This is a genomic window from Herbaspirillum sp. 3R11, assembly GCF_004563925.1.
Lineage (GTDB): Bacteria > Pseudomonadota > Gammaproteobacteria > Burkholderiales > Burkholderiaceae_D > Herbaspirillum.
Genome location: NZ_SPNJ01000001.1, coordinates 1220426 through 1245086, shown reverse-complemented (window position 1 = coordinate 1245086; position 24661 = coordinate 1220426). Strand labels below are relative to the sequence as shown.

Annotated in this window: 22 protein-coding genes; 4 read left to right on the top strand and 18 right to left on the bottom strand. The window is 61.2% G+C overall.

Translation table 11 applies throughout. From position 1 onward, the window contains the following. On the top strand, positions 1 to 1491 hold the full coding sequence (locus E4P32_RS05910; protein ID WP_167735656.1) for a cytochrome c: 1491 nt from the start codon (positions 1 to 3) through the stop codon (positions 1489 to 1491). Positions 1492 to 1575: 84 nt separating this feature from the next. Here E4P32_RS05910 and E4P32_RS05905 read toward each other — a convergent pair whose 3' ends face one another. Next, the gene (locus E4P32_RS05905) at positions 1576 to 2685 is read right to left on the bottom strand and encodes a sensor histidine kinase (protein ID WP_233526550.1); all 1110 of its coding nucleotides are present in this window, start codon (positions 2683 to 2685) and stop codon (positions 1576 to 1578) included. 77 nt (positions 2686 to 2762) lie between these two features. Next, positions 2763 to 3161 carry a response regulator gene (locus tag E4P32_RS05900; protein WP_116432820.1) on the bottom strand — a complete coding sequence of 133 codons (399 nt, stop codon included), beginning with the start codon at positions 3159 to 3161 and terminating at the stop codon, positions 2763 to 2765. A 316-nt stretch (positions 3162 to 3477) separates the two neighbouring features. Between E4P32_RS05900 and E4P32_RS05895 the strand changes: the two genes are divergently transcribed. Together E4P32_RS05895 and E4P32_RS05890 are read left to right on the top strand one after the other, a co-directional pair. Further along, a complete protein-coding gene (locus E4P32_RS05895; protein WP_116432821.1) occupies positions 3478 to 5001 on the top strand; it encodes an ATPase domain-containing protein in 1524 nt (507 codons plus the stop codon). Continuing rightward, positions 4991 to 7105 (top strand): response regulator, encoded by a 2115-nt coding sequence (locus E4P32_RS05890; protein WP_116432822.1) that lies wholly within the window; start codon positions 4991 to 4993, stop codon positions 7103 to 7105. Before E4P32_RS05895 ends, E4P32_RS05890 begins: the two co-directional genes overlap by 11 nt. A gap of 53 nt (positions 7106 to 7158) precedes the next feature. Here E4P32_RS05890 and E4P32_RS05885 read toward each other — a convergent pair whose 3' ends face one another. From E4P32_RS05885 to cyoA, 7 genes are all read right to left on the bottom strand, one after another. Next, positions 7159 to 7695, bottom strand: coding sequence for a response regulator transcription factor (locus E4P32_RS05885; protein ID WP_116432823.1), 537 nt, complete (start codon positions 7693 to 7695; stop codon positions 7159 to 7161). Then, positions 7685 to 9043, bottom strand: a complete 1359-nt coding sequence (locus E4P32_RS05880; protein ID WP_116432824.1) for an ATP-binding protein — start codon at positions 9041 to 9043, stop codon at positions 7685 to 7687. Before E4P32_RS05880 ends, E4P32_RS05885 begins: the two co-directional genes overlap by 11 nt. Before the next feature lie 60 nt (positions 9044 to 9103). Next, positions 9104 to 9847 (bottom strand): SURF1 family protein, encoded by a 744-nt coding sequence (locus E4P32_RS05875; protein WP_116432825.1) that lies wholly within the window; start codon positions 9845 to 9847, stop codon positions 9104 to 9106. 134 nt (positions 9848 to 9981) lie between these two features. Next, positions 9982 to 10452, bottom strand: coding sequence for a cytochrome o ubiquinol oxidase subunit IV (cyoD, locus tag E4P32_RS05870; protein WP_116432826.1), 471 nt, complete (start codon positions 10450 to 10452; stop codon positions 9982 to 9984). Beyond that, positions 10449 to 11084 (bottom strand): cytochrome o ubiquinol oxidase subunit III, encoded by a 636-nt coding sequence (gene cyoC, locus E4P32_RS05865; protein WP_116432827.1) that lies wholly within the window; start codon positions 11082 to 11084, stop codon positions 10449 to 10451. Before cyoC ends, cyoD begins: the two co-directional genes overlap by 4 nt. Continuing rightward, entirely contained in the window at positions 11077 to 13080 is a 2004-nt protein-coding gene (gene cyoB, locus E4P32_RS05860) for a cytochrome o ubiquinol oxidase subunit I (protein WP_116432828.1), read from the bottom strand. Before cyoB ends, cyoC begins: the two co-directional genes overlap by 8 nt. Positions 13081 to 13185: 105 nt before the next feature. Beyond that, positions 13186 to 14187 carry a ubiquinol oxidase subunit II gene (gene cyoA / locus E4P32_RS05855; protein ID WP_116432829.1) on the bottom strand — a complete coding sequence of 334 codons (1002 nt, stop codon included), beginning with the start codon at positions 14185 to 14187 and terminating at the stop codon, positions 13186 to 13188. A 180-nt stretch (positions 14188 to 14367) separates the two neighbouring features. On the opposite strand from cyoA, the gene E4P32_RS05850 reads away from it, so the two are divergent. Beyond that, the gene (locus E4P32_RS05850; protein ID WP_116433882.1) at positions 14368 to 15723 is read left to right on the top strand and encodes an MFS transporter; all 1356 of its coding nucleotides are present in this window, start codon (positions 14368 to 14370) and stop codon (positions 15721 to 15723) included. A gap of 72 nt (positions 15724 to 15795) precedes the next feature. On the opposite strand, the gene E4P32_RS05845 is transcribed toward E4P32_RS05850, so the two are convergent. From E4P32_RS05845 to E4P32_RS05805, 9 genes are all read right to left on the bottom strand, one after another. Then, a complete protein-coding gene (locus tag E4P32_RS05845; RefSeq protein ID WP_116432830.1) occupies positions 15796 to 17166 on the bottom strand; it encodes an LLM class flavin-dependent oxidoreductase in 1371 nt (456 codons plus the stop codon). Next, positions 17163 to 18092: a TauD/TfdA family dioxygenase gene (locus E4P32_RS05840; RefSeq protein ID WP_116432831.1), complete on the bottom strand. Its 930-nt coding sequence runs from the start codon at positions 18090 to 18092 to the stop codon at positions 17163 to 17165. Before E4P32_RS05840 ends, E4P32_RS05845 begins: the two co-directional genes overlap by 4 nt. A gap of 75 nt (positions 18093 to 18167) precedes the next feature. Continuing rightward, positions 18168 to 18743 (bottom strand): cytochrome c, encoded by a 576-nt coding sequence (locus E4P32_RS05835; RefSeq protein WP_116432832.1) that lies wholly within the window; start codon positions 18741 to 18743, stop codon positions 18168 to 18170. Further along, positions 18730 to 19968, bottom strand: coding sequence for a sulfite dehydrogenase (gene soxC, locus E4P32_RS05830; RefSeq protein WP_116432833.1), 1239 nt, complete (start codon positions 19966 to 19968; stop codon positions 18730 to 18732). The genes E4P32_RS05835 and soxC overlap by 14 nt, the downstream gene beginning before the upstream one ends. Positions 19969 to 20030: 62 nt before the next feature. Continuing rightward, positions 20031 to 20864 carry an ABC transporter ATP-binding protein gene (locus E4P32_RS05825; RefSeq protein ID WP_116432834.1) on the bottom strand — a complete coding sequence of 278 codons (834 nt, stop codon included), beginning with the start codon at positions 20862 to 20864 and terminating at the stop codon, positions 20031 to 20033. 9 nt (positions 20865 to 20873) lie between these two features. After that, a complete protein-coding gene (locus E4P32_RS05820; protein WP_116432835.1) occupies positions 20874 to 21680 on the bottom strand; it encodes an ABC transporter permease in 807 nt (268 codons plus the stop codon). Between the two features lie 13 nt (positions 21681 to 21693). After that, entirely contained in the window at positions 21694 to 22569 is an 876-nt protein-coding gene (locus tag E4P32_RS05815) for an ABC transporter permease (RefSeq protein WP_233526551.1), read from the bottom strand. A gap of 3 nt (positions 22570 to 22572) precedes the next feature. Then, positions 22573 to 23661, bottom strand: a complete 1089-nt coding sequence (locus E4P32_RS05810; RefSeq protein WP_116432836.1) for an ABC transporter substrate-binding protein — start codon at positions 23659 to 23661, stop codon at positions 22573 to 22575. Positions 23662 to 23830: 169 nt separating this feature from the next. Next, positions 23831 to 24631, bottom strand: a complete 801-nt coding sequence (locus E4P32_RS05805) for an HAD-IIB family hydrolase (RefSeq protein WP_116432837.1) — start codon at positions 24629 to 24631, stop codon at positions 23831 to 23833. Positions 24632 to 24661 lie beyond the last annotated feature (30 nt).

The following is a 24661-nucleotide window of genomic DNA, read 5'->3' as shown; positions in this document are numbered from 1 at the left end:
ATGACTGCCTGCACCCGTCTTTGCTCCGCGCTTCTTCTCTCCTTGCTGTCGATGGCCGGCTTATCCGCCGCACATGCCCAGGAACAGTCGCTGACCAAACCGCCTGCCCCGGCGACTGCCACATCGTCTTCAGGCCAGGTCGGCTCCGCCAAGAACGACATCGAGGCCGGTCGCTACCTGGCGATCGCCGCCGACTGCATGGCCTGCCACACCGCGCCGGCCGGCAAGCCGTACGCCGGCGGCTATGCGATCGAGTCGCCACTGGGCACGATCTACGCCACCAACATCACGCCGTCGAAAACCGCCGGCATCGGCAACTACACCGAGGCGCAGTTTTCTCGCGCCCTGCGCGAAGGCGTGCGCGCCGACGGCAGCCATCTGTATCCGGCCATGCCGTATACCAGTTACGCCATGCTGACCGATGGCGACGTGCACAAGCTGTACAGCTACTTCATGCAGGCCGTCGAGCCGGTCGACACTCCGGCCGCCAGCCAGACAAGCCTGCCCTTCCCGTTCAATGTACGCATGTCGATGCTGGCGTGGAACGCCATTTTCCTCGACACCAAACGCTTCGTTCCCGATGCCGCGAAGTCGCAGCAAATCAACCGCGGCCAATACCTGGCCGAAGGCCTGGCGCATTGCAGCGCCTGCCATACGCCGCGTAATTTTCTGATGGGTGAAAAAGGCGGCTCGGCACTGGCCGGCGCACCGCTGGGTTCATGGCATGCGCCCAATATCACCTCCGACAAGGTCAGCGGCGTGGGCGGCTGGAGCGATGCCGAACTGGTGCAATACCTGAAAACCGGCCATGCCGAAGGCAAGGGCCAGGCCGGCGGCGCGATGGCTGAAGCGGTCACCAACAGCTTCCAGCATTTGCGCGATGACGACGTCGCCGCGATCGTCGTCTACCTGCGCACGGTGCCGCCGGTGCGCGACCGCGCCCAGGCGCAGCCGGCCTACAGCTACGGCAAGGCGGCCAGCGATGAGTCGGCGCTGCGCGGCACGAACGGCCCCAACGAGCACAACAGCCTCAACAGCGGCGCCGTGCTGTTCAGCGGTTATTGCGCCAGCTGCCATGCAGCCTCCGGTTCAGGCAGCAGCGGCCAGGATTATCCGTCGCTGTTCCACAATACGACGACCGGCGCGCGCAATCCGGCCAACCTGGTGTCGGCCATCCTGTACGGCGTCGAGCGCAAGGTCGGCGACAACGAAATCCTGATGCCGCGCTTCGATGCGCATTCCTACGTCAATCCGTTGACGGACCGGCAGATCGCGCTGATCTCGAACTACGTGCTCAAGCAATACGGCAATCCGGAGGTCCAGGTGAGCGAAGCCTATGTCGCCCAGGCGCGCAAAGGCGGCGAGCAGCCGGTACTGGCCAGACTGCAGCCGTTCATCGCGCCGGCCATCGGCGTGGCGGTTCTGCTGCTGTTGTTGATTGTGGTGGCCGTGGTCACGGTGCGTCGCCGCCGACGGATTCCATTCAAGTAAAAGTCAGCCGCCAACGAAAAACGCGGAGTCTGCGCCTGGCGCAGCTCCGCGTTGTCGTTTGGAGAAGGAAAAGAAAATGAGAAGCTAGCGGCGCTCGGTCCGGTTCGGCAGGATGAAGCTGAAGCGCGAGCCCTTGCCGAGTTCGCTGGCGACGTCAAAGCTGCCTTCATGCGCCTCCACGAAGGTCTTGAAGATCGCCAGACCGAGGCCGAGTCCGCCCTGCTCTTTGGTCTCGGTTTCAAACTTTTCAAAAATCAGGTCCATGCGGTCCTTCGAGATACCCATGCCGTTATCGCTGACCCAGCACTCGATGCCGTTGCCGTCTGCCGTGGGCGCAGCCCCGATAACCACCTCGCCCTGCGGTGTATGGTTGATGGCGTTGGCGATCAGGTTCTGCATCATGCGGCGCAAGAGATTGGCGTCGGCGTAAATGACGAGTTCTTCAGGTACGTCATTGAGCAGTCGCGTGCTGCCGGTGCCGGCGACCGGATTGAGGTCGTAGACCATGCTCTCCACCAGCGGCCACAGATCGATGTTGCGACGCTCCAGCTTGACGCCGCTCTCGGTTTTCATGCTGTCGTTTTCCTCGATGACCTTGGCCACCAGTCCCGACATGCTTTGCACATTGCGCTGCAAGACTTTGAGCATGCGCGCCGCGCGCGGGTCTTCGATCTTGTCGAACGATGCTTCCAGCACCTTGGATGCGAGTGCAACGGCATTGAGCGGTGTGCGCAAATCGTGTGCGATGAAGGACAGATACTCTTCCCGGCGGCGCTGCACTTCGAGCGCACGATTGACGGAGAAGGTCTGCACCGCCAGCCCGATGGCGCTGTCGAATACCAGGTTGATGACGTGAAACGGCTTGCCTTGCAGGTTGATCTGATGCGTCCCGGCCAGATCATGAATACAGCCGCGCAGCAGATTGTATTCGGCCACGACTTCCTCGATCAGATAGCCGTTGTGAAGGCGCTGCAGGCCGTGCTCGGGCGGAGTGCCGTCGGCCAGCACTTCGGCGATCGATTCGTCGGAATTGCGGCGGAAGGCCAGCGCGATCTCGTCCAGCAAGGCCGGTACATGATCGTTCAAGGTCGGAATGCTGAGATTGCGCGCGGACGGCAGAGCCCGCACCATGCTGCGCCAGCGTGTGAGCAGTGATTCACGATTCTGCTCGACCAGGATGGCGAGTTGTTCCAAGGTATTGATAGTGTTCTCCTGAAGCTGAAACGGCACGATAAAACAGCGCCGCGCGGCGCTGTTTTACTGTCGGCTTACTACAATTGCTTGCCGATGTTGTCGAGGATGTCTTGCAACTGATCGATGTCGTAAGGCTTGGGCAATGAGAACGTGCCGGGGCCGATGTTCTTGCTGATCTGCGCGCCGTAGCCGGAGGCGAAAATGATTTTCAGCGAAGGCGTTTTTTCGCTGGTGCGCTTGGCCAGTTCGATGCCGGACATGCCCGGCAGGCTGACGTCGGTGAACAGCACGTCGAAGGCCTGCTGCTCCAGTTCGACCAGGGCCTCTTCGGCACTGCCGACGCCTTCGGCACGATGACCCAGCGCCGCGAGCAGCTCGCAGACCAGTTGCTGGGAATCCAGATTGTCCTCCACGACCAAGATATGCAGGCCGGACGCGTCGGCGTGATCCGCCATGCTCGAAACGCTTGTCGTCATTGTTGTTTGTGTTGTCATTTCAACATCTGTTAATGTGGTGAGTAGGAATTCTGAACGTCAAAATTCCTGAAATTTGCACATGTCGATAGTAATGCATTCCGACGGGCATGCGATAGCGGTCGCATAAATCGCCGCAAATTGCGTAAAAGTCAAAAGCCTTATGCCGCCTGCGTTAGCGGGGCGACTTCAAAATGTCTTACAAAAGATTCAGGGGTCATCTGACAGGGCGAAAAATGGGCCTACTGCTACAGTTGGAAGCATAAAAAAAGCGGTCGCGGCATCTGCCCGATCATCACAACCTAACGATATCGACGTGATGGATACACAACAAAACCACCTCACACCGGATCGCGCTCCAGATCCCATTTCATTCCGATCCTCGACCGGCATTGCCGGACTGGATACCATCCTGGGCGGCGGCATGACGCGCGACCGCCTGTATCTGGTCGAAGGCACGCCGGGAACGGGCAAGACCACCTTTGGCTTGCAGTTCCTGCTGGAGGGACTGAAGCACGGCGAATCCGGTCTCTACATCACGCTGTCGGAAACGGCCACGGAATTGCGCGCGGTCGCCGCGTCGCACGGCTGGTCGCTGGACGGTTTGTCGCTCTACGAACTGATCGACGAAGCAGATCTCAATCCCGATTTCCAGCAGTCCATCCTTCATCCGTCGGAAATCGAGCTGGGCGAAACAGTCAAGAGCGTGATTGCACGCGTTAATGAGCTGAAGCCTGCCCGCATTATTTTCGACAGCTTGTCGGAGATGCGGCTGCTGGCGCAGAATCCGCTGCGATACCGGCGCCAGATCCTGGCGTTGAAGCACTTCTTTTCGACGCGCAAGTGCACTGTGCTGATGCTTGACGATCGCACCTCCGAAGCCGGCGACCTGCAGTTGCACAGTATCGCCCACGGCGTGATCAGCCTGGAACAGCTGGCCCAGGATTTCGGTTCCGAGCGGCGGCGCCTCCGCGTGATCAAGATGCGCGGCATCAGCTTCACCGGCGGCTATCATGACTTTGTCCTCAAGACCGGCGGCATGCATGTGTTCCCTCGTCTGGTGGCAGCCGAACATTTCACGGAATTCGAAGACCAGATGACCAGCACCGGCGTAGCGGCGCTGGACACGCTGCTGGGCGGAGGCCTGGCGCGCGGCACCAACACCTTGCTGAGCGGCCCGTCCGGCGTAGGCAAAACCACCACGGCGCTGCGCTGTGCGCTGGCCGCCTTGCAGCGCGGCGAACGTGCTGCCTATTACCTGTTCGACGAAGGCCTTGGAACGCTGATGAGCCGCGCCCGTGCGCTGGGCATGGATATCACGCCGCATCTGACCGACGGCAGCCTCAAGTTGCACCAGATCAATCCCGCTGAAATGTCGCCGGGCGAATTCGCCGCGACGGTGCGCAACGCGGTCGAGAACGAGGATCGCAGTTTCGCAGTGATCGACAGCTTGAATGCTTACCTGCAAGCGATGCCGGGTGAAAAATATCTGCTACTGCAAATGCACGAGATGCTGTCCTACCTGAGCCAGCAAGGCGTCACCACGCTGCTGGTGCTGGGTCAGCATGGCCTGGTCGGCGAAGTGCGTTCCGAAGTCGACCTCAGCTATCTCAGCGACACCATCCTGATGTTCCGTTTTTTCGAGGCGCGCGGCGATATCGCCAGCGCCATATCGGTGATCAAGAGCCGCACCAGCAATCATCCTCGCTCCATCCACGAATTTCGGCTCAGTCCCAGCCACGGTCTGCAGGTGGGCGAGGCGCTACAGGACTTCGAAGGCATCATGAGCGGATTGCCGACTTATCGCGGCAAAACTCCCATCATGGCAACCGATGCCGATTAATCTTCCGCTGGAGGAGCGCATCCTCATCCTGGCGCCCCATGGCCGGGATGCGGAAGTCATCGAGCAGACGCTCACGGCGGAAGGACTCATCTGCGCCATGTGCAGCAGCTATGCCGACCTGCTGGAACAACTGGAAAGCGGTGCCGGTGCGGCGCTGATTACCGAGGAAGCGCTCAGCAACGCGGATTTTTCATTGCTGCATCGCTGGGTTGAAAAACAGGAATCGTGGTCGGACTTTCCATTCGTGATCCTCAGCGCGAGGCAGCGCAACCTGGAACGCAATCCGGTGCTGGATGTACTCGAGCGCCTGGTCAACATGATTCTGCTGGAGCGCCCCGTCAACAGCGAAACGCTACTGCGCGCCGGTGTTTCGGCGCTACGCGCGCGCCGCCGGCAATACCTCAGCCGCAGCCATCTGCAGGAACGCGCACGCTCGGAAGAGCATTTGCGCCTGGCGCTGCACGCCGGCCGGCTAGGTTCATGGAGCCTGGAACTGGCCAACTCCATCCTGATCGTTTCAGATTCCTGCAAGATGCACTTCGGCATTGCGCCGGAGAGCGAATTTACCTACGACGACCTGATCAATACCATTCACGCCGACGACCGTCAGCGCCATCTGGACGTGATCGAAGCGGCCCTGCTGTCGAAAGACGATTTCTCGATCGAGTATCAGGTTGTGTGGCCGGATGGCTCCGTACATTGGGTGCAGATTCGCGGACAGACCCTGCACAATAGCATCGGCGTACCAATTCAGATGGCTGGCGTGTCGCTCGACATCAGTGACCGGCGGGAAGCGGAGGACCGCCTGCTGGAGAGTCAGAGCAATTTGCGCCAGTTCAATGAGACGCTTGAGCTGCGCATCCAGGAGCGCACTTCCGAACTGGCCCAGGCCAACGATCGCCTGATGAAGGAAATGTCGGAGCGCGAACGCACCCAGATCGCATTGGTGCAGGCGCAAAAGATGGAAGCGATCGGCCGCCTGACCGGCGGCATTGCGCACGATTTCAACAACCTGCTCAACGTGATCATCGGTAACGTCGACCTGATCGAACGCCTGTCCGTCGACGAGCGCATCAAGCGCATGGCCGGTTCAGCGCGCAACGCCACCAAGCGCGGCGCCAAGCTGACCGGACAGTTGCTGGCGTTCTCACGCAACCAGACGCTGGACCTGAAGGCGGTCGACATTGCCTCGGTCATCGACGGCATGAGGGACCTGATTGCGGTATCGGTCGGTTCCGGCATTGGCATCACCATCAATGTCTCCGAGGAACTGCCCCGCGCGGTGGCCGACGCCAACCAGATCGAGATGGCGATCCTCAATCTCGCCATCAACGCCCGCGACGCCATGCCGGATGGCGGCAACCTGAGCATCAACGTGCGGCATCGCTATGCCCACGACGGCGTGCTCAAGCCCGGCGCCTACATCGTGATCGAGGTCAAGGACACCGGCACCGGCATCACGCAGGAAATTCTCAGCAAGGTATTCGACCCCTTCTTCACCACCAAAGCGGTGGGCAAAGGCACCGGCCTGGGACTCAGTCAGGTTTACGGTATCGCTGATCAATCCGGCGGCCTGGCGCGCATCGACAGCATGGTGGGACGAGGCACGACGGTAGAAGTCTGGCTGCCTGTCGCCGGTGCGATGCCGGTGCGCGAGCATGATCAGGAAGCCTTGGACCAGCCGCTGGAATCGAAAGAATCCGGCAACATTCTGGTGGTTGAAGACGATGCCCAGGTCAGGCAATTCATCGTCGAATGCCTGGAGATTCTCGGCTATACGGTGGATCAGGCGGAGAACGGCTGGTTCGGACTGGAAAAGCTGCAGGCCGCACATTTCGACCTGCTGATTGTCGACTTCCTGATGCCTGGCATGAACGGAGCCGAAGTGATCGCCGCCGCCCGCGCGCGCGATCCGCATCTTCCCATCATCATGGCCACCGGCTATGCCGACATGCAAGCGGTCGAAAAGGTCATCGACCTCGATGCCGTATTGCGCAAGCCGTTCCAGATCACCGAGCTGGCCAACAGTGTCAAGCGCGCCATGCATACCGCTGAGGCCGCGCAACACCATCACCACGCCCCACCCTCCGCTTCCCATTCCTGAGTCGCTGCGCCGGTGCGATCACGCGACTGGCTTGCTGATGTCGATCCGCAGATTTATTTGACGCGCTGCTTTTCCAGCTTGCGCGCGAGCGTGCGCCGGTGCATGCCCAGGCGACGTGCGGTCTCTGAAATATTGAAGTCGGTTTCCACCAGCACTTCGTGGATGCGCTCCCATTCCAAATTCTTGATCGAGGTCGAGCGCGCCGTGAGTTCCACTTCCGTATTGCCGGCGATGTGGCCGAACGCGGCTTCAATGTCGTCGGTGTTGGACGGTTTGGCGAGGTATTGAATGGCGCCCAGCTTGATCGCTTCGACCGCAGTGCCGATGCTGGCAAATCCGGTCAGCACCACGATCAGCATGGCATCGTCGTGCTGGTGCAGCATCTGCACGCAGGACAGGCCGGAGGTATTGCCGTTGAGCTTGAGATCGACCACGGCGTAGCCGGGATTGTGCTGCGTCAGCAAGGCTGCGGCTTCGGCCTGGCTGGCGGCGTGCAAGACGGTATAGCCACGTCGTTCGAATGAACGGCTCAGCGTGCGGGCAAATGCCGCGTCGTCTTCGATGATGAGCAGCAGGCGATCAGTCGACATTGTTCTTTTCCTCCGGAACCAGGAAGCTCTCCGCTTCCAGGCTGATGGCCGACAACGGCAGCGTCAGCCGCACGGTTGCGCCGGCGACGTGACCGTTCTCAGTGCGATTATGTGCGGTGACGGCGCCGCCGAGCTTGCGCGCCACATTGACCACGAAGAACAATCCCAGTCCGCCGCCGGTCTTGGCCTTGGTCGACTGGTAAGGCTTGCCGATCTGATCCAGCATGGACGGTACAAAGCCGGGGCCGGTGTCGTCAACGCTCAGGATCAGTTCGTTCTCTTCGCGCACCGCCGTAAAACTGAGCCAGCGCGGCGAGGCTTCCAGCGCGTTGTCGAGGACGTTGCAGATCATCTGCTTGAGGGCGGAATCGAAGGCAACCGGCATGTCCTGGTCGATGTGATTGCGATAGTCGAAGGCGACGATGGGACGCGTGGCGCGGAATTCCTCGGCGATATCGCCGAGGAAGGTGTTGAGCGTGGTCTTGACCGAGGATTCTCCTCGGGCTTCACCGGCCGACAGCAAAATGCCGCTGACGATGGTTTTGCAGCGCTGCAGCTGGATCTGCATTTCGCTGATTTCCTCGATCAGCACCGGATTGCTGCTGAATTCCGGCATGCGCTTCCAGTCACCGAGGATCACCGCCAGCGTTGCCAGCGGCGTGCCGAGTTCATGCGCGGCGCCGGAGGCCAGCAAGCCCATGCGCACGATGTGATCTTCTTCTGCCGCCCTTTGGCGCAAGGCTGCCAGCTGGGCGTCGCCGGCTCGGCGGTTGCTGCTGATGCGCGTGATGAAGATGGCCAGCAAGGCGGCGATCAGCAGGAAGCTGATCAGCATGCCTTCGACATACAGACTGAACAGGCCTTCGTCGTGGTCCGGCGGCAGCGACAGCGGCATGAAGAATTGCGACAGGCCGGCGAAGCACAGGCCGGTGATGCAGACGATGGTCCAGGTCGACCAGGCCTCCAGCAGCACCGCGCTCAGGATCACTTGCAGCAGGTACAGGAAGGCGAACGGGTTGCTGGCGCCGCCGCTGAGATATAACTGCGCGGTCAGCGTGGCGACATCGACCAACAACGCCAGGAACAGCTCGCGATTGGTGACGAAGGGTCGCTCATGCCAGCGCAGGTGGCTGCCGATGTTGAAGGCGATCAGGCAGGCCAGCACTTCCAGCATGTGCGGCAACGGCAAATGGATGTCGAAGCCGAAGATCACCACAATGATGGTGGTGATCTGGCCGAACACGGCGATCCAGCGCAACTGGATCAGTTGCAGCATGTTCTTGTGGCCGGCGGCGCGATCGGGCGCGCCGGCGATTTCGGGGCCTGGCGGAAGGACGCTGTCGATCATGCGCAGTCGGTCATGGTAAACGAGTGAATTGGCGGGTCGGAGACGACGAATTTTCCGGAATTATCCCGCGTCCGGGGCTTGCTTGCCATCTTTGTTTTTCTGGCCGGCAGACAGACGCCGGCGTTTTTCGTCGCGCACGGTCCAGAAGATCGCGCCACCCGTCATCAGCGCCAGCCCGAACCAGGTCAGCGCATAGATCAGATGATTGTTGGGGAAGGAAATCACGGTCAGTCCACCCACGGCTTGTCCGTTTGCGGCGCGTTGCGGTTCCGGTGCCGCACTCTCCGTATCTTCCGCATCGACGAAATACGGCGCGACATGCTCCAGCTGACGCGACGCCGCGATGGCCTGTACGTCGCGCGAATACCAGCGGTCGCCGGCAGCATCGTTCTTGCGCAGGAAGCCGCCATGCGGCTCGCTGATGCGCAGCAAACCGGCGACGTCGGCCGGCGCGTCGGCGGCGCCCTCCTTCGCGTCGCGCGCACCGGTGGCGATGAAGCCGCGGTTGATCAGCGTGGTGACGCCGTCGGCGCCGCGCAGCGGGGTCAGCAGCCAGAAGCCGGCGCCCAGCCGCGACAAGGCCTGCACGCGCGCGGTCTTGGCATACAGGAAGGTGCCGCTCAGTCGCACGTGTTGGTATTCGTAAGAATCCGCTGTCACGTTTGGCCAGACATCCGGCCCGGGCGCTGCAACCGGCGCCGCATGCACGCGGCGGTCAACGCGCTCGATCAGGTCGAGCTTCCAGAACAGGCGTTTGACCTGCCAGGCGCCGAGTGCGAGGAATCCGAGGAAAACCACGAGCATGCACGCCGCAAGAAAACGGCGCAGCCCGGAAGACCGAGGGCGCGGCGCTGCTTCCGCAACGGCGCGCCCTGGAGAGTGGCTTGAGGTCACTGCTGACTACAATGCGTTCAGATGTAGATTCAGAATCAGGCGAATCACTTCATGCCAGGCATGTTGTGCTGCATGTTCTGCATCGAACCCGGTACGGCTTCCTGGATCAGATCCTGGCTCATGCCCGGCATCATGTTGTGATTCAGGTGATACATGACCCACAGCGAACCGGCCAGCATGATGACCACGACCATGATCGTAAAGATCAGCGCCAGGATGGTCCAGCCGCCTTCCGACTTGGAGTTCATGTGCAGGAAGTAAATCATGTGCACGACGATCTGTACGACAGCCAGACCCAGCAGGACAAAACCTGCCGTGCTCGATTTTTCGATCACGTTGCCCATGACCAGCCAGAACGGAATGGCCGTCAGGATCACCGCCAGCACGAAGCCGATGGTGTAGCTCTTCAGGCTGCCGTGGTCGGCGGTATGGTCGTGATGATGGACGTCGAAGCCGTCCTGATGGCCGTATTTCTCGGCGTGCGACGGGTGTTCTTGATGCTGTGGCGCGCTCATGGCAGGACTCCCATCAGGTAAACAAAGGTGAAGACGCCGATCCAGACCACGTCCAAAAAGTGCCAGAACATCGACAGGCACATCAGGCGACGACCGTTTTCAGGTGTCAGGCCGTGCTTGTTGATCTGGAACATCAGCGTGATCAGCCAGACGATGCCGAAGCTGACGTGCAGGCCGTGGGTCGCCACCAGTGCAAAGAATGAGGTCAGGAAACCGCTGCGTTGCGGGCCCGCGCCTTCGTGAATCAGATGCGCGAACTCATACAGTTCCAGGTAGATAAAGCCGGCGCCCAGCAAGCCGGTGACGGCCAGCCAGATCAGCGTGGTCTTGACCTTCTGCTTTTGCATTTCCAGCATGGCGAAGCCGTACGTGATCGACGACAACAGCAGCAAGGAAGTATTGATCGCCACCAGCGGCAGATCGAACAGTTCGGCGCCGGTCGGACCGCCCGCATAGTTGCGGCCGAGCACGGCGTAAGTGGCGAACAGACAGGCGAAGATCAGGCAGTCGCTCATCAGGTACATCCAGAAACCGAGCAAGGTGCCGTTTTCGGGATGATGTTCCTTGACGAAGTAACGCGAACTAGGCGATGCGTCCATGGTTGCGGCGGAGTTATGGGAAATCTCAGACATGGCTATCCAGCAAGCGTGTGCGGTTGGCTTCAGTAAGGACGACATCGTCGGCCGAAATGTAGTAATCGCGTTTGTAATTGAAGGTGTGCGTGATGATCGCGGCCATCAGGGCGACGAAGCCGACGACGGCCACCAGCCACATCTGCCAGATCATGCCGAAGCCGATCACTGCGCTCAGCGCAGCAATGATGAAACCGGCGCCGGTGTTCTTCGGCATGTGGATAGGCACGAAACCATCTTGCGGACGAGTGTAGCCGTTGGCCTTCATGTCAGCCCACGCGTCGTTGTCATGCACGCGCGGAGTGAACGCGAAGTTGTAATCCGGCGGTGGCGACGACGTCGACCATTCCAGCGTACGTGCCCCCCATGGATCGCCGGTCGTGTCGCGCAACTGGTCGCGGCGCAGATAGCTGACCACCAGCTGGATGATGAACGAACCGATACCGGCTGCGATCAGCAAGGCGCCGAAGGCGGCGATCTGGAACCAGATCTGCAGCGATGGATCTTCGAAGTGGCTCATGCGGCGGGTAACGCCCATGAAGCCCAGCACGTACAACGGCGTGAACGCGACCCAGAAACCGATGCACCAGAACCAGAAGCTGCAACGGCCCCAGAAATCGTCCAGCTTGTAACCGAAAGCCTTCGGGAACCAGAAGTTGATGCCGGCGAACATGCCGAACACCACGCCGCCGATGATCACGTTGTGGAAGTGAGCAATCAGGAACAGGCTGTTGTGCAGCACGAAGTCGGCCGGCGGAACCGCCAGCATCACGCCGGTCATGCCGCCGATGACGAAGGTGATCATGAAGCCGATGGTCCACAGCATGGGCACTTCGAAACGGATGCGGCCACGGTACATGGTGAACAGCCAGTTGAAGATCTTCGCGCCGGTCGGGATCGAGATGATCATCGTGGTGATGCCGAAGAACGAATTGACGCTCGCCCCCGAACCCATGGTGAAGAAGTGATGCAGCCAGACCAGGTAGGACAGGATGGTGATCACGACGGTCGCATACACCATCGAGGTGTAGCCGAACAGGCGCTTGCCGCTGAAGGTCGAGACGATTTCCGAGAAAATGCCGAAGGCAGGCAGAATCAGAATATAAACTTCAGGGTGACCCCAGATCCAGATCAGGTTCACGTACATCATGGCGTTGCCGCCGAGATCGTTGGTGAAGAAGTTGGTACCGAACACGCGGTCCAGCGACAGCATGCCCAGAACGGCAGTCAGGATCGGGAAAGCGGCGACGATCAGCACGTTGGTGCACAGCGCAGTCCAAGTGAAGACCGGCATCTTCATCATGTTCATGCCCGGCGCGCGCATCTTGACGATGGTGGCGATAAGGTTGATCCCTGATAGCAGCGTCCCTACCCCGGCAATCTGCAATGACCATATGTAATAGTCCACCCCCACATCAGGACTGCCGAGGATCCCCGACAAAGGAGGATAGGCCAGCCAGCCGGTACGGGCGAATTCGCCGACGAACAGCGAGGCCATGACCAGGCCGGCGCCGAAGGTCGTCATCCAGAAGCTGAAATTGTTCAGGAACGGAAAAGCCACGTCGCGTGCGCCGATCTGCAGCGGTACGACGTAGTTCATCAGGCCCGTCACCAGCGGCATCGCCACGAAGAAGATCATGATCACGCCGTGGGCGGTGAAGACCTGGTCGTAGTGATGCGGCGGCAGGAAGCCGGCCGAATCGCCGAAGGACAGCGCCTGCTGGGCGCGCATCATCAGTGCGTCGGCAAAGCCGCGCAACAGCATGACGACGCCGAGGATGACGTACATGATGCCAATTTTCTTGTGGTCGATGCTGGTGATCCAGTCGCGCCACAACGGGCCCCACAGGCGGAAATAGCTGACCGCGCCGAGCACGGCGATGCCGCCGATCAGCACACCGATGAAGGTGATCAGCAGGATGGGTTCATGGAAGGGAATCGCTTCCCAGCTCAGACGGCCGAAGATCAGCTTGGTCATGTCAATATGGTCTAGCATCGTTACTTTCCGCTGAAAAAGAAGGTCGCCGCGCCATGCGAAACTGCATGCATGACGCTCTTGCCGGCTGCGCGCAACAATGCCGCCGGCTGTTCTTTCGATTGATTATTCATGGTGGTGCTGGCTGCCGGCCATCGCGACTTCCTGGGGAGCGGCCTTGGCGGCGCCCTTTTCAGTCTTTTCGCCCTTGCCTTCGCCCTTGACGTTCTTGTCGGTCATCATCTGCTGGTCCATGCAGACCTGGCCTTCGGCGACGCAACGGTTCAGGATCGCGTGGTACAGCGTGTTGTCGACCGCGTTGAAGTGCTGCACCGGATCCTTGATGCTTGGCTTTTCCAGCGCGATATATTCAGCGCGCTTGAGGGCGCCGCCGCCGGACTTGATCTTCTTGACCCAGCCTTCGAAGTCTTCATCGCTCACGCCGTGGAACTTGAAGCGCATGTCCGAGAAACCGGCGCCGCTGTAGTTGGCCGAGAAGCCTTCGAACTCGCCCGGCTTGTTGATGACGGCGTTGAGTTTGGTCTGCATGCCCGGCATCGCGTAGATCTGTCCTGCCAGCGCCGGGATATAAAACGAGTTCATCACGGTCGAAGCGGTAATCCTGAATTCGATCGGGCGGTCAACCGGCGCAGCCAGTTCATTCACGGTCGCGATGCCTTGCTCCGGATAGATGAACAGCCATTTCCAGTCCAGCGCGACGACTTCGACGATCAGCGGCTTGACGTTTTCAGGGATCGGACGCTGCGCATCCAGACGCGACAGCTTGCGATACGGATCCAGCGTGTGGGTGCTGATCCAGGTCAGCAGGCCGAGCGCGATGATGATCAGCAGGGGTGCGCCCCAGATGACCAGTTCGAGCTGGGTCGAGTGATCCCAGTCCGGCTCATAGCGCGCGGCGGTATTGTTCTGGCGATAGCGCCACGCAAAAAGGCCGATCAGCACGATCACCGGAACGATGATCAGCAGCATCAGGATGGTCGAAATAATGATCAGTCTGCCTTGCTGGTTGGCGATGTCCCCTGAAGGATTCAGGACGACCGTATTGCAACCGGCCAACAAAATTGCAGGCAGAAAAATGAATCCGCGGCGAATGAGATGTGAAAACATGCAGGGAAAGTCCAGTCGGAGCTATCAAATCATGCTAATGTACACTTACCGTTCGGCATTGGCGATTGGACAATTTGTCCTACCCTCGCGGTCATCTTGATGGTGAGTTTGCAAGTGTGCCAATGTGCCGGCGGAACGTAGCGGCATTACAGACCGAACCAAGAAAGAGAGACAATGATCATGGCTAGCACTCATATTCATCACCCTGAAGTTCCTGGCAAATTTTCTGCAAATACGCCTGTCGGTGGTTCTGATAATGTAAATAATGCCAAATCTGATCATCCAGTGATTGCACCCGGCGATATTGCAATCGGCGTGGTCATCGGAAGGGCTTCAGAATACTTCGATTTCTTCGTGTATGCCATAGCCTCGGTGTTGGTTTTTCCCACCATTTTCTTTCCATTTGAACAACGCCTCGAAGGAACGCTCTACTCCTTCACCATTTTTGCCTTCGCATTTCTGGCGCGTCCGTTCGGCACGGTCCTCTTCATGGCCATCCAGAAAAAGCTTGGGCGCGAGGTCAAACTGACATTGGCGCTGTTCCTGCTGGGCCTGTCGACGGCCGGCATCGCTTTCCTGCCGACTTATGACCATCTGGGCTTCACCGCCATTGTGCTGCTCTCGGTGCTGCGCATCGGCCAGGGCCTGGCGCTGGGCGGCTCGTGGGACGGCCTGCCGTCGCTGCTGGCGCTCAACGTGCCGAAGAACAAGCGCGGCTGGTACGCGATGCTGGGCCAACTCGGTGCGCCGGTCGGCTTCATCGTCGCCGGCCTGGTGTTCGCCTACCTGATCGGCAACCTGAGCAACGACGACTTCCTCGACTGGGGCTGGCGTTATCCGTTCTATGTCGCCTTCGCGATCAACGTCGTGGCGCTGTTCGCCCGTCTGCGCCTGGTGGCTTCGGAAGAATATGCCAGCCTGCTGGCCGAACGTGAACTGGAACCGACCAGCGTCGTCGAGATCACCCGCACCCAGGGCCGCAACCTGATCATCGGCGCCCTCGCCGCATTGGCCAGCTACGCGTTGTTCCACCTGGTGTCGGTGTTCCCGCTGTCGTGGATCTCGCTGTATTCGATGCGTTCGATGAGCGACTTCCTGATGGTGCAGGTGTTCGGCGCGGTGCTGATGATGGTCGGGATCGTGTTGTCCGGCCCCATCGCCGACCGCTTCGGCCGCCGCACCACGCTGGGCGCTCTGGCGGTGCTGATTGCCGTGCTGAGCGGCTTCGTGCCGACGCTGATCAACGGCGGCGACACCGGGCAGGACATCTTCATCCTGGTCGGCTTCGCCCTGCTCGGCCTGTCGTATGGCCAGGCAGCCGGCGCCGTGACCGCCAACTTCCCGGCCAAGTATCGCTACACCGGTGCAGCGCTGACGTCCGATCTGGCGTGGCTGGTCGGCGCGGGTTTTGCACCACTGGTGGCGTTGGGCTTGTCGGCGCACTTCGGCCTGGCTTACGTCAGCATCTACCTGCTGTCGGGCGCAGTCTGCTCGCTGGCGGCGCTGAGCGTGAACCGCGCGCTGGATATCCGCTGATCTGATCCGCCAATAAAAACGGCCTGGCATGCGCAAGCAGCCAGGCCGTTTCTACGTTTACTTCTCTGCGTTTTAGGCTACCCGTCCCAGGACGTCGGCGCCGCTCTGCTGATAAATCCGGTGCGCCGGTCGCGCCAGTCCCAGGTTCTCGCGCAAGGTTTTGCCTTCGTACTCGGTGCGGAACAAACCGCGCCGGCGCAATTCCGGCAGCACCAGTTCGACGAAGTCGTCGAGTCCCCCCGGCAAAGTCGGCGGCATGATATTGAAACCGTCGGCGCCGCCCTTCAGGAACCATTCCTCAAGACGGTCAACGATGCTCTCCGGCGTACCATGGATGGACCAGTGACCGCGCGCCGTCGCCACGCGCAGGTACAACTGACGGATCGTCAGCTGCTCGCGACGCGCCAGCGCCGTCACCAACTGGAAACGGCTCTTGGTGCCGTTCGGTTCCTGCAAATTCTCCGGCAGCGGACCGTCGAGCGGATAGCCGGACAGATCGATGCCGCCCAGATGCTGCTGCAGCAGCGACAGGCCGACGGTCGGATGAATCAGTGATTGCAGCTCTTCGAATTTTTCCAGCGCTTCGCTTTCGCTGCGACCGACCACCGGGAACACGCCCGGCATGATCTTCAGTTCATCCGGTTCGCGGCCGTACTTGGCGAGCCGCGACTTCAGCCCGCTGTAGAAATGCTGCGCATCCTCCAGCGATTGCTGCGCGGTGAAGATCACCTCCGCCGTACGCGCCGCCAACTCCTGGCCCGGCTCGGACGAACCGGCCTGCACGACCACCGGATGCCCCTGCACCGGACGCGCCACGTTAAGCGGACCCCGTACCGAGAAATGCTTGCCCTTGTGATGGATCGCATGCAGCTTGTGGTGATCGAAATGCACGCCCTCGGCCTGATCGAAGCGGAAGGCGTCGTCTTCCCAGCTGTCCCACAAGCCGCGCACCACGTCGACGAATTCTTCGGCGCGTTCATAGCGCGCGCCGTGCTCGGGATGCTTGTCGAGATTGAAGTTGTGCGCCTCCGACTCCGACCACGAGGTCACCACGTTCCAGCCCGCGCGACCGTTGCTCAGATGGTCGAGCGAAGCGAATTTGCGCGCCACATGGTACGGCTCGTTATACGTGGTTGACACCGTCGCCACCAGGCCGATGTGTTCGGTCGCCTGCGACAGCGCCGACAACAGCGTCAGCGGCTCGAAGGTGGCGGCGCGCGAAGTCAGGTGCAAGGTCTCTGCATCGTGCGAACGAATCGCCACGCCGTCGGCCAGGAACAAGGCATCGAACTTGGCGCGCTCGGCGGTCTGTGCGATCTGCCGGTAGTGCGCGATGTTCTGGCCGGCGTCCGGTTGCGCGCGCGGATGGCGCCAGCCGGCCACGTGATGGCCGGTCGCCTGCAGGAAGGCGCCAAGGCGCAGTTGTTTCTTCGGGCCGCTCATGACGCCACCGCCTCTTTTGAAGCAACGACGACATCAGGCGTGCGTACCTTGTCCTGTACATTGCGGGATACGCTGCGACGGCCGTCGACGCCGACCGGCACGTCGCCGGCGATCGTCACGCGGCGCACCACGCGATGCTGGCTGCCGTAGTCGTTGATCGCATAGTGTTGCGTGGCGCGGTTGTCCCAGATTGCAATGTCGCCGGTAGTCCAGCGCCAACGCACAGTATTTTCGAGGCGGATGATGTAGCTCTCCAGCAGCTTGAGCAGATGCTCCGAATCGCCGGTCGGATAACCCAGCAGCTTCTTGACGAAATGTCCCAGCACCAGGGTGCGTTCACCGGTCTCGGGATGCACGCGCACCACCGGATGTTCGGTTTCGTAAATCGTGGAGGTGAACACCTCGCGATAGCGCTTGAGCCCGGCGTCATCGGTATTGAAGCGCGCCGCGTAGTCATAGTCATTGGTGTGCAGCGCCCACAGGCTGTCGGCCAGCTGGCGCAAAGCCGGCGGCAGGTCGAGATACGCCTGCGCCGTGTTCGCCCACACGGTATCGCCGCCCGCTTGCGGAATCACCACTGCGCGCAGGATCGACGCCTGCGGATACGCCAGGTCGAAGGTGACGTCGGTGTGCCAGGAATTGGCGCGACCACCATGCACCGAATCCAGCTCCAGCAGGTAACCGGTGCCGTCGCGCACCGGCACGGTCGGATGCGCCACCAGTTCACCCCACAGTTTGGCGAAGGCTTCCTGACCGACGTCGTCCAGATGCTGTTGCCCTCGGAAGAACAGGACCTTGTACTTCAGCAGCGCCTGGCGAATGGCGCTGAACGTCTCCTGGCCGAGATCGCCGGACAGGCGCACGTCGCGGATTTCAGCGCCGATGCGGCCGGCGACGGGATGCAGATCAAGCAATGCTTCGGACATCTTGTTCTCCTTCACGAAAATGACTGGCTAGAGGGTTACAGCTTGCAGGGTAAAGATTGCTGCTATGGCTCACGTCTATGGCTTGCGTCTTGCTGGAATGCTGCAATTCTTTTGACAGGCGACGTTGGTCGTATCGGGACGGGTGTCGCCGATGAAGCCGTCGCGATTGGGCATGCGCACCTTGGGCAGCGAGCGCGCATCGAGTACGGTGTCCGCGGCCACTACGCCGTTCAGGTACAGCAGATAGGCCGTCACCGAATACACCTCTTCCGGCGTCAGGCTCTGCGGCGCGTTGTACGGCATCGCGCGGTTGATGAAATCGAACACCGTCGTCGCATACGGCCAGAAGCTGCCGATGGTCTTGACCGGATTGGCCGACGCCAGCGTGCCCTTGCCGCCCACCAGCTGATCGGCCGGTTTGCCCTCGCCTTTGGCGCCGTGGCAGGCTGCGCATTGCTGAGCGTAGATGGTCTTGCCGTTCGTCACGCTGCCGCTGCCCGCAGGCAAGCCGGCGCCGTCGGCGGCGACGTCGATATTCCATGCCGCCAGGTCGCGCTCGCTGGCCGCATGACCTACGCCGTACACCTGGGCCTGCACGCTGAATGACAGCACAAGCGCAACGGCGCCGATGAAAGCGCTAAACCTGAACATTGGTAATGACCCCGTCGCTCGCCACTTTCCAGCTCTGGATGGCGTTGAAGTGATAGTTGGATTCGAAGCCGCGCGCATCGACCAGCTGTGCGCCGCTGGGCTGCACGAAGCCGCTCTCGTCCAGCGCCCTGCTCTGCAGCACGGCCGGCGCGCCGTCCCAGCGCCACGGCAAGCGGAAGCGCGTCAATGCGCGATCCAGCACCGGTTCCTGCAGGCGCGCTTCGGTCCAGCTGCGACCGCCGTCGGTCGATACGTCAACGCGTTTGATGCGTCCGCGTCCGGTCCATGCCAGGCCGGAAATTTCATAGAAACCCTTTTCCTTGAGACGATGGTCGGGCGCCGGAAACGTGATCACCGATTTGGTTTCCATCAAAAATGTGAACTGGCGCGCCGTGCCGTCCGGCAGCGAGTCGGTGTACTTCGATGTCTCTTCGCGCGACATGAACGGCTCGCGTCCCACCTTGAGACGACGCAACCATTTGACGCTCATGTTGCCCTCGAAGCCGGGCAAAAAAAGCCGCAGCGGATAGCCATGCTCGGGCCGCAGCCGTTCACCATTTTGCGCATACACCAGCAAGGCATCGTCGAGCGCCTTGCCGATCGGGATGCTGCGCGTCATGCCGGCCGAGTCGGCGCCTTCGGCCAGAATCCACGCGCCCTCGGGCTTGATGCCGACTTCTTCCAGCACGGTCGCCAGCGGTACGCCGGTCCATTCGCAGCACGACAGCAAGCCGTGGCTGAATTGCAGGGAAGCGGTACCCGGCCCCTTCCATTCGCGTCCGGTATTGCCTGAACATTCAAGGAAGTGAATGCGCGACACCGACGGCAGCCGCACCAGATCGTTCATCGTGAAAATCGTCGGACGCTCGACCAGGCCATGCACCGCCAAACGATGCTGCTCCGGATCGATCTGCGGGATACCGGCGTGATGCCGCTCGAAGACAAGTCCGGTCGGCGTGATGATGCCGTGCAGGTCCTGCAACGGCGTCATCGACGAGTTCGCCCCCGGCAGCGGCGCCGCGCCACGCGAGCGGCGCACCACGTTCTTCTCGAACGGCGACGGTTCGCCATACGGATGCCACAGCACCGGTTCGCCCGGCGTCTTGCTCCACGGCGCCACCGTCAAAGGTTCGGCGCGCGCACCGGCGGCCAGGCCGGCTCCCAGCACGGCGCCGCCGCGCAGGAAGCGCCTGCGCCCTGCAGACTGATTCTGTTTGCTGCTCATTGCGTGTTTGTCTCGTGACGTTGTGGTTGTGTTGTGCTTATGTTGTCGTTCTGTTGTCGGATTCAGATTGCAAAACGCCATTGCCGAGGTTCTTCCGGCTCTGCCGCCTCGCTGCGCAAAGGCGGCTCCGCAAGGCTGGCGCTGTCGCCCGAAAATTCCCGCAGCACCTGTTGCTTGACCTCCGCAAAACCGACTGCCGCGCGTTCACGCGGATGCGCCAGGCCGACCGGCACGATGCGGCGGATGCGTCCCGGCCGCGGCTCCATCACCACCACCTTGTCGCCCAGATAAATCGCTTCCTCGACGTCATGCGTCACCAGGATCATGGTGATGCCCTCGGCCTGCCAGATGCGGTGCAACTCCTGTTGCAGGTATGCGCGCGTCAAGGCGTCGAGCGCGCCGAACGGCTCGTCCAGCAGCAGAATTTCCGGCTTGCTCACCAATGCGCGTGCAATCGCCACGCGCTGCGCCATGCCGCCCGACAGCTGATGCGGATACGACTTCTCAAAACCTTCCAGCCCCACCAGTGCAATGTGTTCGCGCACCGCCAGGCGTTTTTGACCCGGCGTCAGGTCCGCGTTGAGCAGGCCCAGCTGGATATTGTTCTCCACCGTCAGCCAGGGAAACAGCCGGTGTTCCTGGAACACGATGCCGCGCCGCAGGCTGGTGCCGACGATGCGTTCGCCATCCAGCAGCACCTGGCCCTGATAGTCTTCTTCCAATCCGACGATCAGGCGCAGCAAGGTCGACTTGCCGCAGCCGCTGGAGCCGACGATGCTGACGAACTCGCCCGGCGTGATGGTCAGCGTGACGTCTTCGAGGACCGCCAGGTCGCCGTCCTTGACCGGGTAGGATTTACTGAGATGCTGGATATCCAGCGTGCCGGCTTGCGACATATTGTTTCCTTAAAATTGTGCGACCGAGCGGCCGCGCCACGCCAGCAAACGGCGCTCCAGGCGCGCCGCCAGCCAGTTCAGCGCGAAGCCGACGAAGCCGACCACGATCACGCCGAAGATCACCAGGTCCATCAAGAACAATTCGCGTCCATCGATCATGGTGTTGCCGATGCCCTTGCCCGAGACCAGCAGGTATTCGGCGCCCAACGTCGCCAGCCACGCATAGATCAGCGCGAGATGGATGCCCGCCAGGATCGACGGCGACGCCGCCGGCAGGATCAGTTTGAACAGCCACTGGCGGCGGTTGAACTTCAGCACCCGCGCCGCCTCGACCAGTTCGGCCGGCACGCTGCGTATGCCTTCGAAGGTGTTGAGCACCACCGGGAAAAAAGCCGCCAGCGACAGGAACGCCACCTTGGCCGGATCGCCCAGGCCGAACCACACCGACAGCAGCGGAATCCAGGCGAACAACGAGATTTGCTTGAGCGTATGGAAGGTCGGTCCGATCATCCGCTCGAACAGCCGCGACAAGCCGAACGCAACGCCGAACACCAGCCCCGCGCTTACGCCGATGGCGAAGCCGATCAGATCGCGCCGCAAGCTGGCCTCCAGCGCAATCGCCAGTTCGCCGCTGCGGAACTGCTCGACGGCGGTATCCCACACCTTGTCGACCGGCACCAGCAAGGGCGAAGTCGACCAGTTGAATTTCACCGCCAGCCACCACAGCAGCAACAGCAGCGCCGGCAAGATCCAACCGCGCAGGAATTTCGGTACGGGGTGTTTGTCTTGCGTGTTATAAGAAGAAGATCGCGCCATGATGATGCCCCGCTCAGAAGCCGCTACGGCGCCAGCCGAGCAGCACGATTTCAATGCGCGCCAGCACGCGATCCAGTACATAGCCGACCGCCCCGACCACCACCACCGCCGCCATCACCACGTCCAGCTGGAACAGCTGGCGACCGAACACGATCATGTAGCCGAGGCCTTCCGACGACGCCAGCAACTCGACCACCACCAGCGCCAGCCACGCATGCGTGAAACCGTAGCGCACGCCGTTCCAGATCGGCGGCAGCGCCGCAGGAAAGATCACGCGCGTCAACAATTGCCAGCGCGAGAATTTCAGCACGCGCGCCACTTCGACATAACGCGCCGGCACGTTCTCGATGCCCTTGAAGGTGTTGAGCGCAATCGGCACCAGCGCCGCCTTGGAAATCAGGATGATCTTGAGCGCCTCGTCGATGCCGACCAGCAGCATCAGCAGCGGCAGCCAACCCAGCACCGGCACCTGGCTGAAGGCCTTGAACAAGGGATAGACATAGTCCTTGAACACCGGCGACAAGCCCATCGCCACGCCCAGCAGCAAACCGCCGGCCAGGCCCACGCCGAAACCGAGCAGCACGCGCAGCAAACTGATCTTGAGGTTGTCGAACATCTCGCCCGATGCCACCAGGTCGATGAAGGTCAGCGCCACCGATTGCGGCGACGGCAACACCTGCGGCGCCACCCATTCGAATTGCGCGGCAACATACCAGAGCAGCAACAGGAACAAGGGAAACGGCAAGGCCAGCCAGCGCGGCGACCAGTTGCTGTAGAAGCGCGCACGCGGCTCCTGCGTTGATAGTGACGACGCGGTCGGCGACGCGGATGAAGGCACGGACGAGGACACGGACGATGGCAACTCCAAAGCTGCCTGTTGCGCGCTCATGGATCAGGTCCCCAGGATCTTGCCGTTGACCTGGAAGATCGGCCAATAGGTTTCCAGGTTCAGCTCTTTCAGCGCGGCCTTGAGGTAGCGCTGGTCGATCCATTGATCGACGTCGAACTTGGAGCGGCTCAGTTTCAGGCGGTAGGCTTGCTCGACCGAGTCCTTGTAGCGTGCGACCAGGAAAGGATCGAAGTTGGGATTGATGCGCACGCGCAGCGGCTGACCGTCGTAGTCTTCGCGCCAGTGCTCGTACGGCGTGCCGGCCTTGGCCCACAGGCGCAGCACTTCGTCGCGGTTGACTTCGTCCGACGCCCACTTCGAGGTCTTCACGAAGGTCTTGACCACGCGCGCCGTGATCTCCGGATATTGCTGCGCGAATTCTTCCGTCACCAGCACGTGCGATTGCGTCGTGAAGATCGGCGAACCGCCCTTGCTGCTGTAGACGATGCGCGCGGCGTTCTTGTCGCGCAGGCGCAGCAGGTTGATGTTGCCGAACGCGGCGTCGATGTCCTTGGTGCTCAGCGCCGCCAGCGTGGTGGCCTGGTCGAGATTGATGGCGCGCAGGTCGCGCTCTTGCAGGCCGTTCGCCTCCAGCACGCGATTGATCGGCAACTGCGCGTTGGTGCCCTTGAAGATGGCGACGCGCTTGCCGCGCAAATCCTTGACGGATTGAATCGGCGAGTCCGGCGGCACCGCGAGATAAATGTTGGAGCGCACGCCGGTGGCCAGGATCAGCTTGGTCTTGAGTCCCGCCGATTTCGCCACGATGGAAGGCAGGTCGCCCTGGAACGCGAAGTCGAGTTGCTTGTTGCTGAGTGCCTCGTTGACCGCCGGACCGGCGCCCTTGAAGAAGAACCACTCGACCTTGATGCCGTCGGCCTTGAACTCTTCTTCGACCCAGCCCTTGGCATTGGCCACGGCCGCCGAGCTGCCGGAGAATTGCGGTGGATTGCCGATTCCGGGTTGCGCCACGCCGATGCGGATGATTGCCGGTTTGTTGGCGGCGCGCGCCTGCAGCCCCAGCATTGCTGACCCGACGCCGACGCCGCCTGCTGCCAACTGTTTGAGTACGGTTCTGCGATCCAGCGTCATGAGTTTTCCTTTACGTATGCATGTCGAAGCAAAAAGCTGCGATCAAGTATAGGTAAGCGAAAACTGTCGACAAACGAATGAATTCGTATGTCCTTATGCGAAAGTATTTCTCGTCAGCACGACGTCAGCCCAGCGTCAGCAAGGGATTGCGACGCAATAGCAGAAATTTTCAGCGATCTTGACCTGAGCGCGCCGCGATCACCGCGTCGGCGGCTTCGACAAATCCTGCGCCGCCCGGACCTTGCGTAATCCAGCGCGGATGCACCGGTATCCGGTCAAGATATTCCACTACCGTGCTCACGCCGACGGTGTGCCGGAAGAACGCAAACATCGGTGCATCATTGGTCGAGTCGCCGGTATACAACACCGAATTCCGCCCTGCTTCTTCATCGATGTCGACGCCGTAATGTGCAGCGAGAATCCGGCGCGACATCGACAGCTTGTCGTAGCCGCCGAGCCAGCCGAGTATCCATAAATTATTGACGGTAACGTCGGCCCCGGCGCGTCGCAAGGCATCCGCGATCCGATCGCGTTCGGCTGCGTCCTGGGGAATCGAGAACGCCACGCTGGTGGTGCGGAACGGCTGGTCATCGGCGAATACCGCTTCCGGCACTTCACGCTGTACGCGAGCAGCGATAGCTTGCAGTTGCGTGGCAACGTTCTTTACTGCGTGGCCATGCCAGAACTCGCGGACCAGCGCGTGTGCATCGCTTTCATCACGCCGAAAGAACAAGCCGCCGTTCTCGCCGATGACCCCATCGACCGGCCACATGCGCGCCATCTGGTCGCACCAGCCGGCAGGCGCCGCGGTGACCGGGATCACGCGCACGCCGTTTTCCTGCAAGCGTTCCAGCGCACGATACGTCTGCGCGGCCAGCCGCCCACGATAGGTCAGCGTTTCATCCATATCGGTGAGCACGAAACGCACATTGCTGAATTCATCACTGGTCGCGGTCGACAAAGCTTGCACAGGAACTCCGTTGAAAAAGGAAACCGCCCG

Coding starts and splice junctions, on each gene's coding strand:
- cyoB (WP_116432828.1), bottom strand. CDS start 13,080: ATGCTAGACCATATTGACATGACCAAGCTGATCTTCGGCCGTCTGAGC.
- cyoA (WP_116432829.1), bottom strand. CDS start 14,187: ATGTTTTCACATCTCATTCGCCGCGGATTCATTTTTCTGCCTGCAATT.
- cyoC (WP_116432827.1), bottom strand. CDS start 11,084: ATGTCTGAGATTTCCCATAACTCCGCCGCAACCATGGACGCATCGCCT.
- E4P32_RS05845 (WP_116432830.1), bottom strand. CDS start 17,166: ATGAGCGGCCCGAAGAAACAACTGCGCCTTGGCGCCTTCCTGCAGGCG.
- soxC (WP_116432833.1), bottom strand. CDS start 19,968: ATGAGCAGCAAACAGAATCAGTCTGCAGGGCGCAGGCGCTTCCTGCGC.
- E4P32_RS05880 (WP_116432824.1), bottom strand. CDS start 9,043: ATGATCGACAGCGTCCTTCCGCCAGGCCCCGAAATCGCCGGCGCGCCC.
- cyoD (WP_116432826.1), bottom strand. CDS start 10,452: ATGAGCGCGCCACAGCATCAAGAACACCCGTCGCACGCCGAGAAATAC.
- E4P32_RS05910 (WP_167735656.1), top strand. CDS start 1: ATGACTGCCTGCACCCGTCTTTGCTCCGCGCTTCTTCTCTCCTTGCTG.
- E4P32_RS05885 (WP_116432823.1), bottom strand. CDS start 7,695: ATGTCGACTGATCGCCTGCTGCTCATCATCGAAGACGACGCGGCATTT.
- E4P32_RS05820 (WP_116432835.1), bottom strand. CDS start 21,680: ATGGCGCGATCTTCTTCTTATAACACGCAAGACAAACACCCCGTACCG.
- E4P32_RS05840 (WP_116432831.1), bottom strand. CDS start 18,092: ATGTCCGAAGCATTGCTTGATCTGCATCCCGTCGCCGGCCGCATCGGC.
- E4P32_RS05835 (WP_116432832.1), bottom strand. CDS start 18,743: ATGTTCAGGTTTAGCGCTTTCATCGGCGCCGTTGCGCTTGTGCTGTCA.
- E4P32_RS05890 (WP_116432822.1), top strand. CDS start 4,991: ATGCCGATTAATCTTCCGCTGGAGGAGCGCATCCTCATCCTGGCGCCC.
- E4P32_RS05875 (WP_116432825.1), bottom strand. CDS start 9,847: ATGCTCGTGGTTTTCCTCGGATTCCTCGCACTCGGCGCCTGGCAGGTC.
- E4P32_RS05825 (WP_116432834.1), bottom strand. CDS start 20,864: ATGTCGCAAGCCGGCACGCTGGATATCCAGCATCTCAGTAAATCCTAC.
- E4P32_RS05900 (WP_116432820.1), bottom strand. CDS start 3,161: ATGACGACAAGCGTTTCGAGCATGGCGGATCACGCCGACGCGTCCGGC.
- E4P32_RS05815 (WP_233526551.1), bottom strand. CDS start 22,569: ATGAGCGCGCAACAGGCAGCTTTGGAGTTGCCATCGTCCGTGTCCTCG.
- E4P32_RS05895 (WP_116432821.1), top strand. CDS start 3,478: ATGGATACACAACAAAACCACCTCACACCGGATCGCGCTCCAGATCCC.
- E4P32_RS05850 (WP_116433882.1), top strand. CDS start 14,368: ATGGCTAGCACTCATATTCATCACCCTGAAGTTCCTGGCAAATTTTCT.
- E4P32_RS05810 (WP_116432836.1), bottom strand. CDS start 23,661: ATGACGCTGGATCGCAGAACCGTACTCAAACAGTTGGCAGCAGGCGGC.